The organism is Ruminococcus albus AD2013 (assembly GCF_000526775.1).
In the GTDB taxonomy this organism is placed as follows: domain Bacteria; phylum Bacillota; class Clostridia; order Oscillospirales; family Ruminococcaceae; genus Hominimerdicola; species Hominimerdicola alba_A.
Map to the genome: position 1 here is coordinate 3093305 of NZ_JAGS01000001.1, position 20547 is coordinate 3113851.

22 protein-coding genes and 2 tRNA genes are annotated in these 20547 nt (G+C 45.1%); 17 read left to right on the top strand and 7 right to left on the bottom strand.

All coding sequences use genetic code 11. The features are described from left to right. Nucleotides 1–142: 142 nt before the first annotated feature. From N773_RS0113885 to N773_RS0113945, 12 genes are all read left to right on the top strand, one after another. Complete coding sequence (locus N773_RS0113885; protein ID WP_024858347.1) at nt 143–2086, top strand: cellulase family glycosylhydrolase; 1944 nt, start codon at nt 143–145, stop codon at nt 2084–2086. 170 nt (nt 2087–2256) lie between these two features. Next, nucleotides 2257–3426 carry an MFS transporter gene (locus N773_RS0113890; RefSeq protein WP_024858348.1) on the top strand — a complete coding sequence of 390 codons (1170 nt, stop codon included), beginning with the start codon at nt 2257–2259 and terminating at the stop codon, nt 3424–3426. Between the two features lie 83 nt (nt 3427–3509). Continuing rightward, nucleotides 3510–4355: a carbon-nitrogen hydrolase family protein gene (locus N773_RS0113895; RefSeq protein ID WP_024858349.1), complete on the top strand. Its 846-nt coding sequence runs from the start codon at nt 3510–3512 to the stop codon at nt 4353–4355. 29 nt (nt 4356–4384) lie between these two features. Further along, nucleotides 4385–5020, top strand: a complete 636-nt coding sequence (locus N773_RS0113900; RefSeq protein ID WP_024858350.1) for a class I SAM-dependent methyltransferase — start codon at nt 4385–4387, stop codon at nt 5018–5020. 149 nt (nt 5021–5169) lie between these two features. Further along, nucleotides 5170–5628 carry a low molecular weight protein-tyrosine-phosphatase gene (locus N773_RS0113905; RefSeq protein WP_024858351.1) on the top strand — a complete coding sequence of 153 codons (459 nt, stop codon included), beginning with the start codon at nt 5170–5172 and terminating at the stop codon, nt 5626–5628. 434 nt (nt 5629–6062) lie between these two features. Next, the gene (locus N773_RS0113910; RefSeq protein ID WP_024858352.1) at nt 6063–6389 is read left to right on the top strand and encodes a hypothetical protein; all 327 of its coding nucleotides are present in this window, start codon (nt 6063–6065) and stop codon (nt 6387–6389) included. A 102-nt stretch (nt 6390–6491) separates the two neighbouring features. Then, nucleotides 6492–6761: a PqqD family protein gene (locus tag N773_RS0113915; protein WP_024858353.1), complete on the top strand. Its 270-nt coding sequence runs from the start codon at nt 6492–6494 to the stop codon at nt 6759–6761. Continuing rightward, a complete protein-coding gene (locus N773_RS0113920) occupies nt 6758–7219 on the top strand; it encodes a S24/S26 family peptidase (RefSeq protein ID WP_024858354.1) in 462 nt (153 codons plus the stop codon). The genes N773_RS0113915 and N773_RS0113920 overlap by 4 nt, the downstream gene beginning before the upstream one ends. Nucleotides 7220–7223: 4 nt before the next feature. Continuing rightward, on the top strand, nt 7224–7967 hold the full coding sequence (locus tag N773_RS0113925; protein ID WP_024858355.1) for a hypothetical protein: 744 nt from the start codon (nt 7224–7226) through the stop codon (nt 7965–7967). Further along, nucleotides 7960–9888 (top strand): ABC transporter ATP-binding protein, encoded by a 1929-nt coding sequence (locus N773_RS0113930; protein WP_024858356.1) that lies wholly within the window; start codon nt 7960–7962, stop codon nt 9886–9888. Before N773_RS0113925 ends, N773_RS0113930 begins: the two co-directional genes overlap by 8 nt. Further along, a complete protein-coding gene (locus N773_RS0113935; protein WP_024858357.1) occupies nt 9885–10946 on the top strand; it encodes an acyltransferase family protein in 1062 nt (353 codons plus the stop codon). Before N773_RS0113930 ends, N773_RS0113935 begins: the two co-directional genes overlap by 4 nt. Nucleotides 10947–11302: 356 nt before the next feature. Then, nucleotides 11303–11842: a stage V sporulation T C-terminal domain-containing protein gene (locus N773_RS0113945; RefSeq protein WP_024858358.1), complete on the top strand. Its 540-nt coding sequence runs from the start codon at nt 11303–11305 to the stop codon at nt 11840–11842. A gap of 47 nt (nt 11843–11889) precedes the next feature. On the opposite strand, the gene tsaA is transcribed toward N773_RS0113945, so the two are convergent. The 7 genes from tsaA to N773_RS0113980 form a co-directional block, all read right to left on the bottom strand. Next, a complete protein-coding gene (tsaA, locus tag N773_RS0113950; RefSeq protein ID WP_024858359.1) occupies nt 11890–12561 on the bottom strand; it encodes a tRNA (N6-threonylcarbamoyladenosine(37)-N6)-methyltransferase TrmO in 672 nt (223 codons plus the stop codon). 75 nt (nt 12562–12636) lie between these two features. Next, complete coding sequence (locus N773_RS0113955) at nt 12637–12996, bottom strand: hypothetical protein (RefSeq protein ID WP_024858360.1); 360 nt, start codon at nt 12994–12996, stop codon at nt 12637–12639. 130 nt (nt 12997–13126) lie between these two features. Then, the gene (gene aroF / locus N773_RS0113960) at nt 13127–14146 is read right to left on the bottom strand and encodes a 3-deoxy-7-phosphoheptulonate synthase (RefSeq protein ID WP_024858361.1); all 1020 of its coding nucleotides are present in this window, start codon (nt 14144–14146) and stop codon (nt 13127–13129) included. Between the two features lie 365 nt (nt 14147–14511). Continuing rightward, nucleotides 14512–15045: a hypothetical protein gene (locus N773_RS21355; protein ID WP_024858362.1), complete on the bottom strand. Its 534-nt coding sequence runs from the start codon at nt 15043–15045 to the stop codon at nt 14512–14514. Nucleotides 15046–15161: 116 nt separating this feature from the next. Further along, nucleotides 15162–15950: a hypothetical protein gene (locus N773_RS0113970; RefSeq protein WP_024858363.1), complete on the bottom strand. Its 789-nt coding sequence runs from the start codon at nt 15948–15950 to the stop codon at nt 15162–15164. A gap of 533 nt (nt 15951–16483) precedes the next feature. After that, nucleotides 16484–16556: transfer RNA gene (locus tag N773_RS0113975), tRNA-Gln, on the bottom strand. A gap of 3 nt (nt 16557–16559) precedes the next feature. Beyond that, nucleotides 16560–16634, bottom strand: a tRNA-Gln gene (locus N773_RS0113980). Nucleotides 16635–16919: 285 nt separating this feature from the next. Between N773_RS0113980 and mscL the strand changes: the two genes are divergently transcribed. From mscL to N773_RS0114005, 5 genes are all read left to right on the top strand, one after another. Continuing rightward, nucleotides 16920–17408: a large conductance mechanosensitive channel protein MscL gene (mscL, locus tag N773_RS0113985; protein WP_024858364.1), complete on the top strand. Its 489-nt coding sequence runs from the start codon at nt 16920–16922 to the stop codon at nt 17406–17408. 103 nt (nt 17409–17511) lie between these two features. Next, nucleotides 17512–18633: an alanine racemase gene (alr, locus tag N773_RS0113990; RefSeq protein WP_024858365.1), complete on the top strand. Its 1122-nt coding sequence runs from the start codon at nt 17512–17514 to the stop codon at nt 18631–18633. 20 nt (nt 18634–18653) lie between these two features. Continuing rightward, nucleotides 18654–19439, top strand: a complete 786-nt coding sequence (locus tag N773_RS0113995; RefSeq protein WP_024858366.1) for a hypothetical protein — start codon at nt 18654–18656, stop codon at nt 19437–19439. Between the two features lie 139 nt (nt 19440–19578). Further along, nucleotides 19579–20154: a sigma-70 family RNA polymerase sigma factor gene (locus N773_RS0114000; RefSeq protein ID WP_024858367.1), complete on the top strand. Its 576-nt coding sequence runs from the start codon at nt 19579–19581 to the stop codon at nt 20152–20154. Nucleotides 20155–20248: 94 nt separating this feature from the next. Next, on the top strand, nt 20249–20530 hold the full coding sequence (locus tag N773_RS0114005) for a zinc-ribbon domain containing protein (RefSeq protein WP_024858368.1): 282 nt from the start codon (nt 20249–20251) through the stop codon (nt 20528–20530). The last annotated feature ends 17 nt before the right edge of the window (nt 20531–20547 follow it).

Consider the following 20547-nt stretch of genomic DNA (forward strand, 5'->3'; position numbering starts at 1 on the left):
TGGAAAAAGTTTTCATTGAGAAGGAATTTCACCGTGGTGCGTATATTTTTGCGCGGCATGGAGAAAAAAGTAAGCTATTTCGCGGGAGCTTAATATTTTCCGCGAAAGACTAACTATCTATTTTTGAGAGGAGAATTATCCTATGAAGAAGAAATTCGTGGGCAAAGTACTGTCCGCAATGTCCGCTGCTGCTATCGCAGCAACAGGCGCAGCTTCTCTGCCGATCGCAAATGTCAAGGCATCTGCACTTTCCGGTCAGAGTTCATGGAACATCGTTTCCCAGATGAAGATCGGCTGGAACCTCGGTAATACGCTTGATGCGCACAATTCCAAAGTACCTTCCGGTTCTTCACCCGAGAAGTATGCAACTCAGTGGGGTATGCCCGCACCTAATGCAAGACAGTTCCAGGCAGTCAAGGAAGCAGGCTTCAATACTGTTCGTATACCTGTGACCTGGTATGAGCATCTTGAACAGAACGGCAATGGTTATCATGTAAATGATACATGGATGAACTATGTTAAGCAGACTGTTGATTATGCTATCGATCGTGATATGTTCGTTATCCTGAACATCCACCACGAGAATTTCATCAATGTTTCTCAGTTCAATGATAACACTTATTATCAGGCAGAGCTGAAGATGAAGGGCATCTGGTCTGATATTGCTGAAACATTCGCAAACTATGACCAGCACCTCATTTTCGAGGGCATGAACGAGCCTCGTCAGACAGGCAACAGCGCTGTTTCCGAGTGGGGCAACGGTTCAGGCGATAACGGCTACACTTGGAACTACATCAACAAGCTGAATGCTACATTTGTAAATACTGTTCGTAATCAGGGTTCAAGCCAGAACAGAGAGCGTCTGCTGATGCTGCCCGGCTACTGCGCATCCAATGACCAGACAGCTATTTCCAACATTGCTATCCCTAACAATGCAGGCAATGTAGCACTTTCTGTACACGCATATACTCCTTACTACTTCACAATGGCTACCGATGACAAGGCTAACCACAACTTCCCCGGTCAGTCCGGTTGGGGTGCAGATTATGAAGGCGAGATCTCCAATATGTTCAACTATCTTGGCAATCTCCAGCGTCAGAAGAATGCTCCCGTTATCATCGGTGAGTTCTCTGCTTCCGACTTCGGCAACACTAACGACCGTATCGCATGGGCTAAGTACTACCTCGGCAGAGCTAAGGAACAGGGTATCCCCTGCGTTCTGTGGGATAACAACGTTGTTGGCGTAGCTAACGGCGAAGCTCACGGTTATCTGAACCGCGGCAGCTGCACATGGTATGATGGTGCTAAGGATGTTGTTGCAGCTATGATGGGCGTTTACGGCATCAGCTCCAACCTCAACAGCTCTGTTGCAGTTGACCCCAACTTCAAGTGGTCAAGTGTTGACATCGGTTCCAAGTGGGTACAGCTCTACAAGAATGATAGCGGTAAGACCATCTCTTCCTGGAAGAACTTCACAGTTGATGGCTGGAAGAACTATGCTAACAGCAACTACGACTTCGCTCTCGTTTATGATTCCGCATCTCAGCCTGAGCTCGTTCTTCAGGACGGCGGCAACAATACATGGAACCGTGTAAGCTCAAGCGACTACAGCGGTACTCCTTTCGTTAAGACATTCACCTATGATGATCTGATGGCAGCTGTAAATAACAGCGGTCTGTCCATGAACGATATGAGCAACCTCTTCATCAGCGCTACTACCAGCGAGCTGACAGCTTACGGTCTGTATGCAGTTCCTAAGAACTATTCCAATCCCGATCCTAATCCTTATCAGCCTTCCGGCGATACTTATCCTACAAATATCAGAGTGAACTACAACACTCAGTATCACCAGATCCAGTTCATATGGGATTCAGTTCCTAATGCACAGAACTATGGTATCGCAGTTTATCTGGCAGGCAAGTGGAGAGTTCAGACTTCCTATATCCCTGCTTCTACCAGAAGCTATGTAACTCCCAAGAACCTGACACCCGGTCTGTCCTACAAGGTTGCTATCGCAGCTAAGGTAAACGGTACATGGGATACTCTAAATGCTATCAAGAATGCTGTATTTGTTACTGTAAGATAATTTTCAGCAGATAGTTTAGTGTAATATCACAAGATCTCACCGACTTTTCCGCGGCAGATATCCTCTGCCGCAGAGGGTCGGTGTTTTTTGCTTTCCGATGATTGACCTTCCCTGTGAACCGTGCTATAATTATAGTAAAAATTATCGGTATATATTAAGTGAGGTAAACAATGACAGCACTTCTTTTAGCCGTGATATATCTTGCGTTCATAAGTCTCGGTCTTCCCGATTCGCTTCTTGGCTCGGGCTGGCCGACCATGCAGAAGGACTTTGGCGTACCATCATCTTACGCGGGATATGTCTCAATGTCAATATCATTCATGACGATAATCTCAGCCCTTATCGCACCCGCACTTATCCGCAGATTCAAGACACATAATATAGTCGTAATCTCAATTCTCCTGACAGTTCTGGGGCTGATGGGATTTTCATTCGCCTCAAGCTACGCCATGCTATTCCTGTTCGTAATACCCTATGGGCTTGGCGCAGGTTCGGTGGATTCCGCCCTTAACAACTACGTGGCGAAGCATTATTCATCTTCGGTTATGAACTTTCTCCACTGCTTTTACGGCGTAGGCGCAATGATAAGTCCCTACATAATGTCCATTGCCCTGTCCCGCGCCCGCTGGAATGAGGGCTACCGCTGGACAGCGTATATACAGTCGGGGATAATGCTTGTCTGCCTGCTGTCTTTCCCGCTGTGGAAGAAAAATGCGGAAACTTCCGATGATGACGAAAGCGACAGCACAGGCATAATCTCTGCCCTGAAGATTCGCGGCGTTATCCCGACACTGATAGCATTTTACGCTTACTGTTCGGGTGAAGCCACCTGCTTCCTCTGGACTTCCAGCTACTTTGTCGGCGCAAAGCAGGGTATAAGTACCGAACTAGCCGCCGCATTCGGTTCGCTGATATTCGGCGGATTGATGTTCGGCCGCCTGATATCCGCATTTGTTTCCAACAAACTGGGTGACAGACTACTGATACGCATCGGGATAGCCGTCGAGGTTTTTGGTACACTGCTGATATTCCTGCCGCTGAAAAGCTATATCCCAGCGGCGGTCGGATTTGTGATAACAGGTATCGGCATGGGACCTGTCTACCCTGCGATACAGCATATGGCACCCGAAAACTTCGGCAGAAAAAACAGCGCCGCCGTTATAGGTCTGCAAATGGCATCGGCATACATCGGCAGTACATTCATGCCCATGGTATTCGGACTTTTGCAGCAAGCCCTCGGCATCGCGATAATGCCGATGTATCTCACATTTTTCGCAGTGCTGAATATAGGTTTGCTTGAATTCGCATACAAGCGTATACCATCGCATACGACCGTATAACCAAATATACCAAATCATACGACCGCATACCAAAATATACGGTGCGGCAAACGAATGCCCATAAAACCCAAAAGGAGACCGAAATGAGCAAACTAAAAATAGCATTGTTACAGCTGACCCCCACAGGCACTATTAAGGGGAATCTCGAAAAAGGTATAACCGCATGCAAAGAAGCAAAGTCACAGGGGGCAGATATCGCACTTTTTCCCGAAATGTTCAGTATCGGCTACGATATCTACGACCCGCCCGCAGAGGAATGGACAGCCCGTGCAATATCCACAGATGATGATTTCGTGCAGTCATTCGGCAGACTTTCAGCTGAACTTGATATGGCAATAGGCATAACTTTCCTTGAAAAGCACGACCCAAAACCACTGAACACGCTCGTTCTTTTCGACCGTTACGGCAGGCAAGCCATGAAGTATTCAAAAGTCCACACCTGTGATTTCAGCGCAGAAGCCGCACTTTCATCAGGTGACGGGTTTAAGGTCTGCGACCTTGATACAGCTGTAGGTACAGTCAAAGTCGGCGCGATGATCTGCTTTGACCGCGAATTCCCCGAAAGCGCAAGGATACTCATGCTGAAAGGCGCAGAGATAGTTCTCGCCCCCAACGCCTGCCCAATGGAGATCAATCGCTTGTCTGCACTTAGGACTAGGGCATACGAAAATATGATCGCCGTTGCGACCTGCAATTATCCCGATACCGTCCCCGACTGCAACGGTCATTCCACCATATTCGATGGTATCGCATGGCTTCGTGATGAACCGGGCGTTCGCGATATGTGCATACTTGAAGCTGACGGAAGCGAGGGTATATTCACCGCCGATATCGACCTTGCAATGCTTCGGGATTACCGCGATAACGAAGTAATGGGCGATAACTACCGCAAACCATGGGCTTACAGCGACCTCACCGCCAACTCATAATGATCACTATACCGATAAGGAGAAATATTATGAGTATTTTTGATGAGATCAGAAACTGGGAGAAAACTGAGGGTAAGGAACTTATCTCACAGCTGACCGATACCCCCGACCCCGTTATACTCGACTATGGCTGCGGTGCAGGGGATTACTCGATCGCGGCAGCCTATGCTTTTGACCAGAAATGCAGGATATACGCAGTAGACATCAAAAAGCAGATGCTCGATCAGCTAAACGCAAAAGCCGAGGAAAGAAATATCCGCTGTATAACCACTGCCATCGGCAGAGAAGATTTCCGCCATGATTTCGATGATGAGACTTTTGATCTTGTCATATATTCCGATATCTTCCACGGTGAAGAAAAGATATATGGCGGACTTCACCGTTTCACCATGACAGAGGAAGCACAAAGAACGCTGAAAAAGGGCGGCGTGCTTGCGGTACTGCCTTTCCACCTTTCAAATTTCCGAAATAGGGAAAAGAAAAAATGCAAATACACCTATAAAAAACTTACCGATGAGATATGCGCACAGGGATTTGAATACATCGAAAAGAACCTTGAAGGCATACATTTTGAAAAAGCATACAGCCCCTACTATCAGCAAAAAGGCGGCATCACCTTAGAAGACCTTGAACGCGGCAAAATGCTTGTTTTTAAAAAGGTGTGATGAGGAAAGTACACCTGTGAAGTTTTCTGATATCGGTTCACTTCGGTGAATTGCTATTCTTTTCCATTTTGATTTGATGAAATGGAATGATCATGGTTTAATGAAATAGTACAAAAGACTACACATCATATTAGAGGAGAAAAAATAAAATGATAAAATTAATGTTCGTCTGCCACGGCAATATCTGCAGATCGCCGATGGCTGAATTTATAATGAAAAAAATTGTATCCGATGCAGGATACAGCGATGATTTTTATATCGTATCAAGTGCAACAAGCACAGAAGAACTGGGTAATCCCGTATATCCTCCCGCAAGATCAGAACTTGCAGGGCACGGTATCGGCTGTGCGGGCAAGACAGCGGTACAGCTGAAAAAGTCGGACTATGATAAATACGATTACTTCATCGGCATGGATACTGCAAATATACGCAATATGAACCGTATCTTCGGCGGTGATAAGGACGGAAAGATATATAAGCTTCTCACATTCGCAGACCGTGGTGATGATGTTTCCGATCCGTGGTACAGCCGTGATTTTGGCAAAGCCTATGCCGATATCGAGGAAGGCTGCAAGGGGCTTTTTGCAAAGCTGATGGATCAGATATAGGGAATTATATTGCACAGATGACCATGTTATGCTTCTGCAAAGATACTGCTGATAACATATAAAAAGGCAGCCTTGACAAAGCCTGACCGCCGCGGGCATGACAAGCTGATATCTGTTTAAACCGAGAATGGAAAATTCTGACTATCCGACTTTAGCCAACTCATCTTGATCTCCTGATGTTAATTATATACAAATTAGCAAATATCAGTAAATAAATTTTCATAAATATCACAAACAACTAAAACTAAACTTGACCAGTTGTTGGGTTTGTGTTATAATTTGTATATGTAAAAAGTGTAAATTGCAGATGTATTTCCTGTGATTTGGCTGTTAATATATGTCAGATAATTTAATGACAGATATATTTCTGTTGATTTTCAGAACACGTTAAAGTGATTATCAGAATATGAAGGAGGTTCATAAGAATTAGCACGATGAAAAGACCCGAAATGGAAGTTCTACGTTTTAAGGAAGCTGATGTTATCGTAGCGAGCGGCGTGACCTTGAGTGGATTTTATAACGGGGTGAATAACGACGCTAATGCCAACTACAATGGTAATGATTATAATAAAGCGAAAAATAACATAGACGATTTTTATAACCTTTTACCTAAAAATTCGAAAACAATCTTTGACAACTCTAATGGATACTTCGATACAATTGATAAAATGTTCGGTTATGATGATGCAGACGAGTACGCTGAAGGTTGGAATGGCACTTATAAATGGGACAAGGATTTAGGAAAGTTTATAAAACAGTAATCTTTCATTTCAACGAATACTTTTAGATAACGAATGAATATTTAGCTGCTTGCAGCTGTGGGCACGGCTCACGGCTGCAAGTTTTTGTATGGAGGGATAATTATGAAGCTTGCTGTTGAAATGGCAGTAATGGAAATTGACGGCGAATGGAATGCTGTGGCTGTGGGCGAAGACAGCTCAAAATTTCACGGTATGCTCCGCCTGAATGACAGCGGTGCGGAGATAATAAAACTGCTTTCGGAGGAAACAACTCCCGAAAATGTGCATAAGGCACTGTGCAAAATCCACCCCGAATCCAACGTTGACGAGATAGGTCATATGCTGGCAGATTTCCTCAACAATCTGCTCAAAGAGGGGCTGTTGGCAGAGTGATAAAGACAACATACGAGGGCGAACTGGAACGCAGCGGAAAGATAATTTTCACTGTCAGGGGAGTAAGTATGCGCCCGCTTTTTCATGAAAAGACCGACGCTATCGTTGTAAAAAAATGCGATATCGAAACACTGAAAAATCTTGACATAGTGCTCCACACAAGACCCTCTCCCAAGGGTTTGCAGTATGTTCTGCACCGCATTGTCGGGAGAAAAAACGACGGAAATTACATCATTGCAGGGGATAATTGCGTCAGTTTTGATGTCGTTCCCCCGCAGGATATCCTCGGTGTAGTGGACTCCGCACAGCGGGGAAACAAACCGATACGCCTCGAAGGACTGCGGTACAATTTATATGAAAAGCTGTGGTGCAAGCCCTATAAAATGCGTTTTTTTGTATTGCGCTTTCGCAACAGATTTCGCCGTATCAGGAAAAAAATGAGATCCGCTGTGAGGTGAGCGCATGGAATTTACAGCAAAACTCGCTGGGCTGAATGTCGGCATCAGTAGTATGTATGACGAGATTTACGACCTCTGCCATGATTACCTCACGGACGGCAAGCCCGATTTTTGCATTTCTGCGACCTCCGAGGATATCAGACTTGAACGGCTGAAAAATTTCCGTGAAGCACAGATCGAAAGGATCCCCTTTGTGGATCACCCAGACAGCTACCTCGAAACTCTTGCCGTATACCGCAAAATAGCAACGCAGATGCTCGAACACGATACGTTCCTTATGCACGGGGCAGTTGTTGCTGTCGGCGAAAAAGCATGGCTTTTCACCGCGGCATCGGGTACGGGCAAGACCACACATATCCGCCTGTGGCTGGACAATATCGAAAACAGCTATGTGGTGAACGGTGATAAACCGCTTATACATATCGGTGAAACTGTGACAGTTTACGGCACGCCCTGGGCAGGCAAAGAGGGTATGCAGAAGAATGTCGGTGTAGATCTCTGCGGGATAGTGTCCCTCGAAAGAGGACTGGAAAACCGCATAGAGCGCACAGCGTTCCCGCAGATAATGCCCGAACTGATACAGCAGGTCTACCGTCCGAAAGACAAAACAGCGCTTGAAAAAACGCTGAAGCTTTTAAGAGAACTCGGCGGCAGGATACCGCTGTACCGTCTCAGCTGCAATATGGATCCCGAAGCGGCATTCACGGCATATGAAACCCTTAACAGAAATAGCGATCAATATGAATGAGAAAAAAGAGAAAAAAATAGTTTACACAGGAATAAACAAGCTGTTCCGAAGCGACAACGTGCAGATACTCTGGGACAGCCTGCATGACGGCACGATACGCGAATTTCTTGATGACTGGAAATGGATATTCAGCTACTCAAAGAAATACCGCTGGATAGTTGTGTTCTATACCGTTCTCGGTATAGTCGGTTCAACTATGTCGATAGGTTCGGCGTATGTCAGCCGAGTACTTATCAATATAATAGTCGGTCAGCAGCATGAAAAGCTGGGTATGCTGGTAGCGCTGATGATAGGCATGATGCTTTTTTCACTGGCACTGAACAGTATAAACAGCTATATCAACGCCCGAATATCCATATACGTCAACAACGATATACAGGCAGGAATATTTGACCGCATAATGGACGCACGCTGGAAAGAGCTCAGCAACTACCCCAGCGGTGATCTGTTGAACCGATTTAACGGCGATGTTGGTACTATCGCGGCAAATGCCATAAACTGGATACCCAATCTGGTTATAAACATTTACACGTTCATAGCCACTTTCGTCGTACTGTGGCGAATGGACTACGCCATGGCGCTGATAGCGTTTCTGTCCGCACCAATACTGCTGGGTCTTAGCCGCTTTATCATGCGCCGCATGAAGGAATACCGCAAGCGCGTCCTTGAACTCAATTCAAAAATGATGAGTTTTGAAGTCGAGACTTTCTACAATTTCGACATGATAAAGTCCTTCGGCATCTTCGGGTATTACTCAAAAAAGCTCCGCGAATGGCAGCAGCGATACAAGAGATTCAACCTCGATTACAATAAGTTTGAGATAAAATCAAATATACTTCTGACACTGGTATCCAGTGTCGTATCTATGGCGGCATTCGCCTACTGCCTGTACAGACTGTGGACAGGTCAGATAATGTACGGCGATATGACTTTCTTTTTACAGCAGCGTTCAGCACTTTCAAACCGATTCAACAGCCTTGTAGCAACCATACCCGGTATGCTGAATTCTTCCGTTTCCGCTCACAGGATAAGAGAACTTATTGATCTTCCGCGTGAGGAACATGACCCGAAGAATGCGGAGCTTCTTGAAGAACAGAGAGGAAGCGGCATAACTGTCAGCGTAAATGATATCACTTTCGGCTATGACGAAAGAAAGAATGTTTATGAAAATTCGGAATTCAAAGTCAGCTCAGGCGAGATAGTGGCTATTATGGCTGAATCAGGCGGAGGAAAGACCACGCTGATACGTCTGCTGCTGGGAATGCTTGAACCGCAGGAGGGTAATGTAACTCTGAAAAGCGGCAGTGGGAATGAGTTCCCGATGAATTCCGATATGCGTCGGTTCTTTGCATATGTTCCTCAGGGCAACACGCTTTTCTCGGGCACTATTGCAGATAATATGCGTATGGTGAATGAAGAAGCTTCCGATGAAGAAGTCATAGGTGCACTAAAAACTGCCTGTGCCTGGGAGTTTATCGAGCAAATGCCCGACGGGATAAACAGCGTTCTCGGCGAGCGCGGCAGAGGACTTTCGGAGGGTCAGGCACAGCGTATCTCCATTGCGAGAGCACTGTTAAGAAATGCGCCGATACTTCTGCTTGACGAAGCAACGAGCGCTCTTGACCGTGATACCGAGGAAAGAGTACTGCATAATATTATGGAAAGTCATCCCGACAGACTTATCATACTTTCAACACACCGCCCCGCAGCACTGAAGCTGTGCGACAGGATATATCGTATCGGTGAAGGTAAGATAGGCGAGATAACAAGCGAGGAAGCGCAGACTTTAAACGAGCGTATATCCTCTGCAGATATGAGAAATAAGGGCGAGGAGTACCCTGCTGAATTAAGTATGCCCATGACTCCTCCCGAAAAAGATACTGTAAAGAATAATACAGATGAAGGCTGGTGGAATACATGAATTCGACAGAACTTGAACAGTATTATGATGATGGTCACAGATGTAAAGGCGCAGGATATCTGCGGTTTATCCTAATGGCATTTATGTGCTTCTGGAACTATGGTTTTCCCGAACCAACAGGAGTGCTTTCAGCGATAAGCGGTTTTGCGGCTCCTGCCTTCTTTATCCTATCGGGATACTTTGTACTGGTAGAAGATAAGGAAAAGCGTCAGAAAAAGACCGAGCGAAAAATGAAAAGATCAGGACTTTTTCTGGCTGCAATGATAGTGCTGAATATAATAGTAAATGTTATCGTGTGCCTTATCAACAATATTTCAGTCACTATATCAAGACGTATCATATTCAATTTTGTTGTACTAAATCTCTGGCCGCTTCCGATAGGTAACAGTATCTGGTTCATTCAGTCACTGGTTTATGCTTACATTATAATATATATAGCTGACTGGCTTGGACTGATGAAATACTACAAGGCAGTAATGATAATGACCTTTGTTTTCATGCTGTTCACAGGCGAATTTGCAGGCATTATCCATTTCAACATTCTGGGCTATAGGTTCATTCCCGGAAACTGGCTGACCCGAGCACTTCCATATCTTCTTCTCGGAAAATATCTGCGTGAAAAAAGTGAGATCCTGTTCAGGATAAATAATTGGATATATGCGATTTTGTTCGTTGCAGGAGCGGGGCTTTCTGTGGGAGAGATCATTCTTCTGGGTAAGACAGGCTTTCTGGTATATCAGGGACACCTGATAGGTTATGGGATAATGGCAGTGGCTGTTTGCGGTATGGCACTGTCTAATCCGGAAGCGAACCGTTCTCGCATAACATATTGCGGCACTGCTTTGTCGGGTATAGTTTATTTGTTGATCGATCCGATATATTTTATCATCGGAATAATAATGAGGAATATCAACATTTCTTTTGTACAGTATTTTGGCGGAATAGCAGCATTGTTATTATGTCTTGTGATATCATTTATCATGAGTGAAAGTTTTATCGCCAGAGCATTTTTCACCAGATGGGATAACAACGGCTATGTATTATCTTCGGATCAATGAGCAGCCAGCGGGAAAAATATTATGGATATTTTCTTTTGATCCTGTTCCTCTTCTGATATATGATCTTACGGCAGTCATCAAGCTCCTGATTGATGACTGCTGTTTTTTTATTCAATTACCTGTTACTCCCCTGAATGATGTAGAAAGCGATCGATAGATCGTTCTCAGAATATGTAAAAAACGCGAAGGGTTTGAAAACAAGCAGATAAAGTTAGTTAAGTACGATCAGAATGAGATCAGCGATTTTACGTCAAAGATCAAAGAATACCATTTCAGAACCATTATATCCCTGAAACGCATAAACATACAAAATCTGCGCAAACTATTCCCACAAAAAACAAGAACGGAGGAACAAAATGAAAGCAACAGGAATAGTAAGACGCATTGACGACCTCGGCAGGGTAGTCATACCGAAAGAAATACGCAGGACTATGAGGATACGTGAAGGCGACCCGCTAGAAATCTACACCAACCCCGACGGTGAAGTAATATTCAAAAAGTATTCCCCGATAAATGAGCTATCCGATGGCGCTTTGCAGGCGGCGGAGGTCATATCGAAACTTGGAGGAGCGCCCGCTGTGATATTTGATAAAGATCACGTTGTGGCAGTGTCGGGAGTTCCGAAAAAGGAGTACTCACAGCGCAGACTTTCTCAGGCGCTGGAGGATATGCTGGAGACACGCAGCGGATATGAGTACCGCAATGGGTCAGCTGAATTTCAGCCCGTTGATGGCGTTGATACTCATGCGCTGGCAGTCGCGCCTATAATATCGGGGGGAGATATCACAGGCGCGGTGGCATTCCTCGGGGGCAAGGATGATCGCCATGTTACCGACGATCAGGCGATGCTTTGCAAGGCGGCAGCCATGTTTCTCGGCAAACAGATCGAACAATGACAAAAGGCAGCACTGCTTGGTGCTGCCTTTTGCTGTGTATGTTAATATCACGTTTCTTCGATTTCGACGACTTCAAGCCTGTCACCCGATACCCGAAAACGCACTTCAAGTCCCGCATACCCGAAACCGTATACCCTCTCGGGGTCGTTCTGATAAGCGGGGCGAGGGTCCTGGGCAAGTATTGCTTTCAACGCTGTCCGCTTGCTTTCGGGTACTTTCTCCAAAAGTTCGGCAGGGAAGTCTACTTTTACTGAATAACCAGCCTTTTCCACCGCAAAACCGCCTGTCGCTTCGGGGCGGCAGTCAGCAAGGGGAAGATATGGCTTGATATCCAGTATCGGCGTGCCGTCCATCAGATCGGCACCGCCTACCCTCAGGGCAAGCCCTTGATCTGCTGTTTTTTCAACTCCGAGAAGTTTCACGCATGAAAGTCCGATGGGGTTCGGGCGGAAAGGTGATCGTGTAGCAAATACGCCCATTCGCTTGTTTCCCCCTAATCTCGGCGGACGTACCGTAGGCGACCAGCTATCACGCTTTGCCTCGGAAAATTCCCATATCAGCCACAGGTGCGAGAATCCCTCTATCCCCCGAAGTGCTTCGGGTTCTCGGTATTTCGGCTCAAACACCACCAGACCTTCCAGTTCATCAACCAGACCGCTTTGCCGCGGCAACCCGAATTTCGTAGGCAGGTCGGTGTGTATCCTTGCGATTATCTCCATGTGAAGCCCTCCTGTAGCATTAGTTGGTAGTTTAACACCATCACTTCGGAACAATATTTTTTGAAAACAAAAAGATCAACTGTTATCCTCAAATATCTCTATTTTACTCTCACTAAATTCTTTAACCATTTTGATAAAATCGTTATATTCATCAGCATTTAAATGAGTAAAAGATTGGTTGGATTTTATGATTTCATTGGTAAGTTTTTTAATTATTTCAATGTCATATACCGGAAGTCCTCCCGCCTTTTTCCACATCGCATGATAAAAAATGATTTCTGCAATAATCAGTTGTTCAGTATCTGCAACTCCTAAAACTTCTTCCGAGTACATTCTTGCAATATTAGCTTTATCTATAGGGTATCTTGTAAAATAATGTTCAATTGAATCGATCGTAGTTTGTTTTTCTTCAAAATAGTTGTTATCTATGTACATATTAATCCCTCACTACTTAATTCGTATGTTATTATTATGAATTATTTCAATATCAATGTTTGGATGTCGTTCAAGGAATTGCGCTTAGCTGAACCTATCACTTTGATTATACCACAATGCGGAGCTTTCGTCAATCAGCGTCAACAGGTCTTCCGCAGAATTCAGCCATAGCGCGTATTTTATTCATTAACGCCTTGAATTTTTCGGGGGTCAGTGACTGTGCGCCATCGCTCCATGCGTGTTCGGGGTCGATGTGTACCTCTATTTCCAGTGCGTGACAGCCCATTGCCACCGCGCCGAGAGAACAGGGCTCTACCAGTGAAGCGATACCTGTCGCATGGCTGGGGTCAACGGTAACAGGCAGATGTGTCTTCTGTTTCAGCAGAGGTACACTTGCAAGGTCGAGGGTGTTGCGGGTGGCGGTCTCATAGGTGCGTATGCCGCGCTCGCAGAGTATCACCTGACTGTTGCCCTCGCTCATGATGTACTCAGCCGACATCAGCAGTTCCTGCAAAGTACCAGAAAGACCACGTTTCAGCAGTATAGGCTTGTTCAGCCTGCCGAGGGCTTTCAGCAGTGTGAAGTTCTGGGAATTTCTCGCACCCACCTGAATGATATCAACATCGTCGAAAAGGTCGATATCGCTGACGTCCATTATCTCGGTGACAATGGGCAGACCTGTCTCAGCTCTTGCTTTTTTAAGGATATCAATGCCCTCCTTGCCAAGACCCTGGAAAGCGTAAGGCGAAGTTCTTGGCTTGAATGCGCCGCCGCGAAGCATTGTGGCACCTGCTTCCTTGACGGCAATAGCGGTCTTGATAGTCTGTTCCTCGGTCTCAACGGAGCAGGGACCCGCGATCACCTGCAAGCGGTCGCCCCCCAGTTTTCTGCCGCGGACATCTATCACAGTGTCCAGCGGGTGGAAACGTCTGTTGGCGTTTTTGTAGGGTTCCTGCACACGCTTGACAGTGTCAACTATCTCCTTGGCCTGCACCGATTCGATATCCACCGCCGTTGTATCGCCGATAAGACCGATTATCTTCGAGTGTACGCCCTCCACAAGATTTGATTTCACATCGAACCTTGTTAGCCATTCCATAAGTTCCTCTATCTGCTTTTTGTTGGCGCTGTCTTTTAATACGATAACCATAATGATTCCTCCTGTAAAAAACTTGAAATTTCTTGAATATATTGTCAGAAAAACTGCATCAAAAAAACCGTGCTCTCGTAATACGAAAGCACGGTCTGTGACCTGAATGGATATATTGTCAGCCCATAAACTGCTGTACACCCGTCCGCATAGCTTTCATACCACGACAAATAAGCTTATAGCCAAAAAATCGGCTAAAGCTAAAGAAGAAGTATGTAAAGACTGCGAATACGGTGATAAGAGTCATTACGGGTCAACCTTTCTTTTTTTAGTGAACTTGTCTGCTCACAAAATCTTATGGATATTATACGCCATTGCTTCCCGATTGTCAATATCAGGAAAGCTGTGTTTACAATATGTTAACATTATTGCCTGTCATAATAATCCTTGCCCTTGTCGGGATTGAAGTACGTTCTCAGATATCCGTCCTTTGAAACGACGACGAACTCGTTGGTATCTTCGATGTAGTACACATCGTCGCCGTCCTCTTTCTCGGTCTTGTGGAGCGCATTAGGGTCGTTGACAACGTCGGACGCCGCCTTGCGGTACTCGTCAGCATTAGCAAAGCCCATTTCGATACCGTGTTTTTCGTAGTGCTGGTCACGCTGTTTCTTAGTCCTGAACCAGTACTCAGTGTACTCGTTATTATCGCTGATACTATCTTCACTGACAGAAGCTTCCGTTTCTACTGCAGAAGATCCTTCCTCTATCTCGTTTTCGGCTGAACTTTCAACCTGTGCAATGCTTTCTATTGTTTTCTCAACAACATCAGAAGAACTGCTGTCCTCAATTATCAGATCGTATAGGGACTCATCTTTTGTATCCTTAGTCCTGCCACATCCTGTCATGGTGAATATCACCGCAACTATAGTCATCAGGCAAAATATCCTGTATCTCATATCTGCACCTCCCAATACGATTATACACCAACTTGCTGTTAAAGTCAACAAAAAACGGCAGAGTCAAAAGACTCTGCCGTAATAAATGCTATTTAATTGACTTTAAGTCGCTTAAATTACTTTCTCTTCTTAGAGATAACTACCAGAGCAGCAGCAGATGCAGCCAGAGCTACAGCAGCGGTGGAAGCAGCACCGGTGTTGGTGTTGTTTGTAGTACCGTTAGTAGCCTTAGAAGAAGTGTTGGTAGTAGCCTTGGAAGACTCGCTGGAAACAGTAGACTCGCTGGAAACAGTGGACTCGCTGGATACAGTAGAATCAACAGTGGACTCAGTAGTAGACTCAACAGTGGACTCAACAGTAGACTCAGCAGCAGCCTCTACAGTTACAGAAGCAGGAGTGGTTGTCCAAGCTGCTTCAGCATCGCCGTAGTCATAGTTACCGAGGTTGTTCTTAGTATTGATGGAGATAACGTCGCCTTCCTTGAGACCCTTAACAGTCAGAGTACCGATCTTAGTCTTAGAAGGTACAGTGTTCTCATCGAAGCTTGTGTCAACTGCCATTACAGCATAATCCTCGTAACCCTGAGCCTTGAAGTCTTCAGACTGCTCCTTAGTGAAGCCCCAGTCATCAAAACCAAGATCCTTGATTGTAGCCTCGTCAAATACGAAGTCAACGATCTCGCCGTTCTCAACGTCGAAATTGAACTGTACGCCGCAGAGCTGGATGCTGCTGGTGAGATATACGTCGATAGTAGCCTCTTCACCCTCAGCTACAGTTGCAGGAGCACCAAACTCCAGAGTAGCAGTAACGTCGTTAGTAGCCTCATTAGCCTCAGCAAATACAGCAGGTGCGCAAGCAACTACTACAGCTGCAGAAGTGAGAAGTGCAAATAACTTCTTGTTCATAAAAAATTCCTCCCAAAATTAATAATTTGAAATTTTATTGTTTAATCATACCCATTCGATGTCAGCCGCCAGACAGAAACAAAGCCCGTCCAACAGAACAAAGTATGGCTATATAATTAACTCGGTGTTTTTAATTATAATACAGATATAGATACTATTGTTGAACATTTTGTTAACATTGTATTAACTTTAGTTCGTGCAAGTTCTTTCAGCAGCTGCTTCAATAGTATTTACAACGGTATTACAAGCCAAACAGAACGTCTCCTGTTCGGATTTGTCCACATTATATCACACTTTACAGCATATGTCAATAGCAATTTAACAATAATATTTACCATTTGGGTTTATATTTTTTAGTATAATCACTATAAATTTCTAAAAAATTTGGTCAAATCTTTATATTGAATTTTGTTAAATAGCAATATTTGACTTTTTTGCTTCAGATATCAGCGGCACCCATCGGCAGCCGCACCAATGTATAATACGGACGATTATAATAAAAATTCCCTCACCCGTCAGAGTGAGGGAAACAGTTGGGGCGGAAGGATTCGAACCTTCGGAGTGACGGAGTCAGAGTCCGTTGCCTTACCGCTTGGCGACGCCCCAGTATGGTTGGGATAGATGGATTCGAACCATCGAATGACGGAGTCAAAGTCCGTTGCCTTACCGCTTGGCTATACCCCATTGATCGATATTCGTTACATCTTTACTGCCCTTGTCCCTGACAGCTTATTTATTATAGCACACCTTTCCGAGAATTGCAAGTGGTTTCATAAAATGTTTACATTTTAATTTCATTTTTGCAATAGGTATACTATTTTAAAGAGAGCATATTTTTTTCGCACCATCAACGTTATTTCTGAAAAATATTTTGAATTATAAGAATATTTAGCTGATTTTTCCTTGACTTCAAGACTTTGATGTGATATTATAATAATAGATAAAATTTCCGAAAGGACGTGTAGAAGTATGTTTAAGAAATTTATGACAGAATTCAAGGCATTCGCACTCAAGGGCAACGTTATGGATATGGCGATCGGTGTCATCATCGGTGGCGCTTTCAGTGCTATCGTTACTGCACTCACCAGCTGCTTTATCAACCCCCTTATCGCTGTTATCACAGGCGGTGTGAAGTATGATGAGGAAGGCAATCCTCAGATCGTCGGCGGTTCTTTCAAGATCCGCGGTGTATCCTTTGATTACGGCGCATTCATTTCCGCGATACTCAATTTCCTTATCATCGCACTTGTTCTTTTCCTGCTTCTCAAAGCTATAAATGGTGCAGTTTCAAAGGCTGCTGCTCTTGCTAAGAAGAAAGAGGAAGAAGAGGAAGCAGCTGCTGAGCCTTCTGCTGAGGAAAAGCTCCTCACCGAGATTCGCGATCTGCTGACCGCAGGTGCTACTCCCGAGGCTCTTGCTAAGATCGAAGCTGCAAAGGCTGATACTGCCAAGGAATAATTTTCAATCACAAAAGCTGTCCTGCGGGGCAGCTTTTTTGTTGACAAAACCTCCCTGAGGGAGTATAATCATAATATCACATTTTAAAAAGGAAGTCTTGTACATGAAATTTTTGAAGCGCTGCTGGGCTGAGACAGATCTTTCGGCAGTGGGCTATAATCTTTGCGAATATAAAAAACTGCTCCCCGAGGATACCGAGCTTATGTGCGTGGTAAAAGCCTCATGCTACGGTCATGGCGATGACCTTATCGTGCCTTATCTACAAAAGAATTTCGGCGTGAAATATTTTGCCGTATCAAATCTTATCGAGGGCATACGCCTGAGAGATATGGGCATTAAGGGTGATATCCTCATACTCGGCTATACTCCCCCTGAATTTGCCACCGAGCTTGCTTCATACGATATTATACAGGCTTGTACCGAGCTTTCCTACGCTCAGGCACTCAGCGTCAACGCGAAAGACACTGTTCGTCTCCACGGTGCTGTCGATACAGGCATGACCCGCATAGGCGTTCACGGCACAGCCGAAGAGCAGGCAGATGAACTGGCTGAAATTTCCAAACTGCCGAATATCGCCCTTGAAGGCATTTTCACTCACTTTTCCTCTGCTGATGGTATACACGATTCCGATGAGGAGTACACCCGTATGCAGTCGGATAGATTCTTCAAAGTCAAAGAACTGCTGGAAGAAAAAGGCATACATCTGAAACACGCCCATATAAAGAATTCCGCAGGCGGTGCCTACGGTTACGGAGAGGGAAGCTCCCTCGCACGGCTCGGAATAATCCTCTACGGACTTTACCCCGACCCCGCCAAGCCCCTGCCTTTCAAGCCAAAGCCCGTAATGACCCTCAAAGCAGTGGTCTCTCAGGTGAAATGGATAGACGAGGGAACAGCTGTCAGCTATGGCAGAACTTTCGTCAGCGATAAGCGCATCAAGCTTGCCACCGTCACTGCTGGATATGCCGACGGCTACCCCAGAGCGCTCTCCAATAAGGGCGAAGTCATTATCCGCGGCAAAAAATGCCGTATCTGCGGCAGAGTATGCATGGATCAGTTCATGTGCGACGTAACGGATATCCCCGATGTCACTCCCGGTGACGAAGTTATACTGATGAACTCCGAGATTAACGCCGATACCATAGCCGCCCTTACAGGCACTATCGGCTACGAAGTCACCTGCGATATAACTGCCCGCGTGCCGCGCATCTCCGTGAATGGATGAATATCAGAAAGGAAAATAAAATGAAATTCAAATTTATGGCTGTTATACTGACATCATTCATGATGATGTGCGCATCAGCCTGCACAAATTCGGATAAAACAGAAAAGCCCGAAAAATCAGAAAGCACAGCTTCTGCCACCGAAACACAAAGCACCGCAAGTACGGTATCCATGCCTGACCCTGTGCCTGTACCAGAGGGCGGGTGGACAGACGAAACCATCAAAGATGTTATTTACATCAACGGCAAAAATCTGGAACTGCCATGCACAGAAGATGATCTTGGTGATGGGTTTGAGATTGTGCCTGATGAAGAGTCTGACAAAAGATTAAAAGAAAAAGGCAGTACAACATATGAACTCAACTACTGCGGTTATAATGTCGGGCAAGTCGCTAAAGAGGAATCCAACAAGATTAGTTCCATTTATTTTGAAGCTTGTGAATCCGAAACCTCACATAATGTTAGGGAAGATTACCCTGATATCCCATTCAGTATCAATGGAGTAACTATAGGTACACCATTTTCTGATGTCAAAGAGATAATGGGTGAAGATTTCTCGGATAAAGGAGAGTCTGGTTTAATTAGTTTTCGTACTGAGCATTTCTGGATAGTTATGCATAATATAGATGATAAGATATCTACTATCAAAGTATTTTATCATTATAAATATGTTCTCAACACTTGTACAGCAAGCGCGCATGACCCGCTAAAATCCAACCTCAAACCAAAAAGTCTGCCGAAAAAAAGCAGACTTTTTTTGATAATTGTCATTTTTTCTGTGGTGTATATTGCCAATATTTTTGTGTGAAATATGTACGTTGTTACAAAAAATTCAAAAACAAAAAATAATTTAATTCATTCTCTTGACTTATTGTGTAGAAAATGTTATGATATGTTTACGTTGGAATGTACCACAGTATAAGGCGGTTCGCAGGTGTATAGCAGTCATGTTTAAGGATTACGAAAAGTTTAGCGATGAAGAGCTTGCAAAGCTCTCGGGAAGTGACAAGGCTGCGCTTAGTGCGCTTTTATACAGGTATATGGGCACAGCCGAGCGTATGGCTACGGGTCTTGCACCAAGGGCGGGACGCGAACAGATCGTCAAAGATCTGGTTCAGGAGGGCATGATGTCACTGCTGCGTGCGGTGAACAGCTATCGTCCCGACAGAGGGGCGGGTTTTGCGGCGTATGCAGGGGTCTGCATAAGGCACAGTATGCTGTCATATATTATGAAGGACAGCAGATACAGCGGAGAGGAAAGGATATCCACTGAGGAGATCGAAGAGGATATCAGTGGAAACGATGAGGATATCCCCGATAATGCGGTGATAGCGAAAGCCGAGCATGACGGGCTCTACGATCGTATCGCCGATGAACTTTCCGAGCGCGAATGGCAGGTGCTCCGGCTTTTCCTGGCGGGACATTCTTACAGACAGATATCTGAAAAGCTGGATATCAGCGAGAAATCTGTCAACAATACCATGCAGAGGGTCAGAAAAAAACTGCGTGGGATATTCAGATAACGCTGCGCTGCTCACGGTGAGCGGACACGATCGTGACGGTGCAAATCCGTCGGCAGCGGGACAATTACTATTTTTAAGATCGAGGTAAGAGAAAATGTACGAGGACAAGACATTAGTTTGCAAAGATTGCGGAAACGAGTTCATCTTTACTGCCGGCGAGCAGGAGTTCTATGCTGAGAAAGGCTTCACCAATGAGCCCCAGAGATGCAAGGCTTGCAGAGATGCAAGAAAGCAGGCAGGCAGAGCTGAAAGACAGACCTTCACAGCTGTATGTGCAGCTTGTGGTAAAGAGGCTACTATTCCTTTCAAGCCCCGTGAGGACAGACCTGTATACTGCAGCGAGTGCTTTGCAAAGATGAAAGAGGAACAGTTCTGATTTAACTGATATTGTTA

What these genes read in the sequence shown, in the direction of transcription:
- alr (WP_024858365.1), top strand. Translation starts at nt 17,512, where the DNA reads ATGAAATTTTTGAAGCGCTGCTGGGCTGAGACAGATCTTTCGGCAGTG.
- N773_RS0113895 (WP_024858349.1), top strand. Translation starts at nt 3,510, where the DNA reads ATGAGCAAACTAAAAATAGCATTGTTACAGCTGACCCCCACAGGCACT.
- tsaA (WP_024858359.1), bottom strand. Translation starts at nt 12,561, where the DNA reads ATGGAGATAATCGCAAGGATACACACCGACCTGCCTACGAAATTCGGG.
- N773_RS0113925 (WP_024858355.1), top strand. Translation starts at nt 7,224, where the DNA reads ATGGAATTTACAGCAAAACTCGCTGGGCTGAATGTCGGCATCAGTAGT.
- N773_RS0113905 (WP_024858351.1), top strand. Translation starts at nt 5,170, where the DNA reads ATGATAAAATTAATGTTCGTCTGCCACGGCAATATCTGCAGATCGCCG.
- N773_RS0113885 (WP_024858347.1), top strand. Translation starts at nt 143, where the DNA reads ATGAAGAAGAAATTCGTGGGCAAAGTACTGTCCGCAATGTCCGCTGCT.
- N773_RS0114005 (WP_024858368.1), top strand. Translation starts at nt 20,249, where the DNA reads ATGTACGAGGACAAGACATTAGTTTGCAAAGATTGCGGAAACGAGTTC.
- N773_RS21355 (WP_024858362.1), bottom strand. Translation starts at nt 15,045, where the DNA reads ATGAGATACAGGATATTTTGCCTGATGACTATAGTTGCGGTGATATTC.
- N773_RS0113995 (WP_024858366.1), top strand. Translation starts at nt 18,654, where the DNA reads ATGAAATTCAAATTTATGGCTGTTATACTGACATCATTCATGATGATG.
- N773_RS0113945 (WP_024858358.1), top strand. Translation starts at nt 11,303, where the DNA reads ATGAAAGCAACAGGAATAGTAAGACGCATTGACGACCTCGGCAGGGTA.
- mscL (WP_024858364.1), top strand. Translation starts at nt 16,920, where the DNA reads ATGTTTAAGAAATTTATGACAGAATTCAAGGCATTCGCACTCAAGGGC.
- aroF (WP_024858361.1), bottom strand. Translation starts at nt 14,146, where the DNA reads ATGGTTATCGTATTAAAAGACAGCGCCAACAAAAAGCAGATAGAGGAA.
- N773_RS0113890 (WP_024858348.1), top strand. Translation starts at nt 2,257, where the DNA reads ATGACAGCACTTCTTTTAGCCGTGATATATCTTGCGTTCATAAGTCTC.
- N773_RS0113955 (WP_024858360.1), bottom strand. Translation starts at nt 12,996, where the DNA reads ATGTACATAGATAACAACTATTTTGAAGAAAAACAAACTACGATCGAT.
- N773_RS0113930 (WP_024858356.1), top strand. Translation starts at nt 7,960, where the DNA reads ATGAATGAGAAAAAAGAGAAAAAAATAGTTTACACAGGAATAAACAAG.
- N773_RS0113915 (WP_024858353.1), top strand. Translation starts at nt 6,492, where the DNA reads ATGAAGCTTGCTGTTGAAATGGCAGTAATGGAAATTGACGGCGAATGG.
- N773_RS0113910 (WP_024858352.1), top strand. Translation starts at nt 6,063, where the DNA reads ATGAAAAGACCCGAAATGGAAGTTCTACGTTTTAAGGAAGCTGATGTT.
- N773_RS0113900 (WP_024858350.1), top strand. Translation starts at nt 4,385, where the DNA reads ATGAGTATTTTTGATGAGATCAGAAACTGGGAGAAAACTGAGGGTAAG.
- N773_RS0113970 (WP_024858363.1), bottom strand. Translation starts at nt 15,950, where the DNA reads ATGAACAAGAAGTTATTTGCACTTCTCACTTCTGCAGCTGTAGTAGTT.
- N773_RS0114000 (WP_024858367.1), top strand. Translation starts at nt 19,579, where the DNA reads ATGTTTAAGGATTACGAAAAGTTTAGCGATGAAGAGCTTGCAAAGCTC.
- N773_RS0113935 (WP_024858357.1), top strand. Translation starts at nt 9,885, where the DNA reads ATGAATTCGACAGAACTTGAACAGTATTATGATGATGGTCACAGATGT.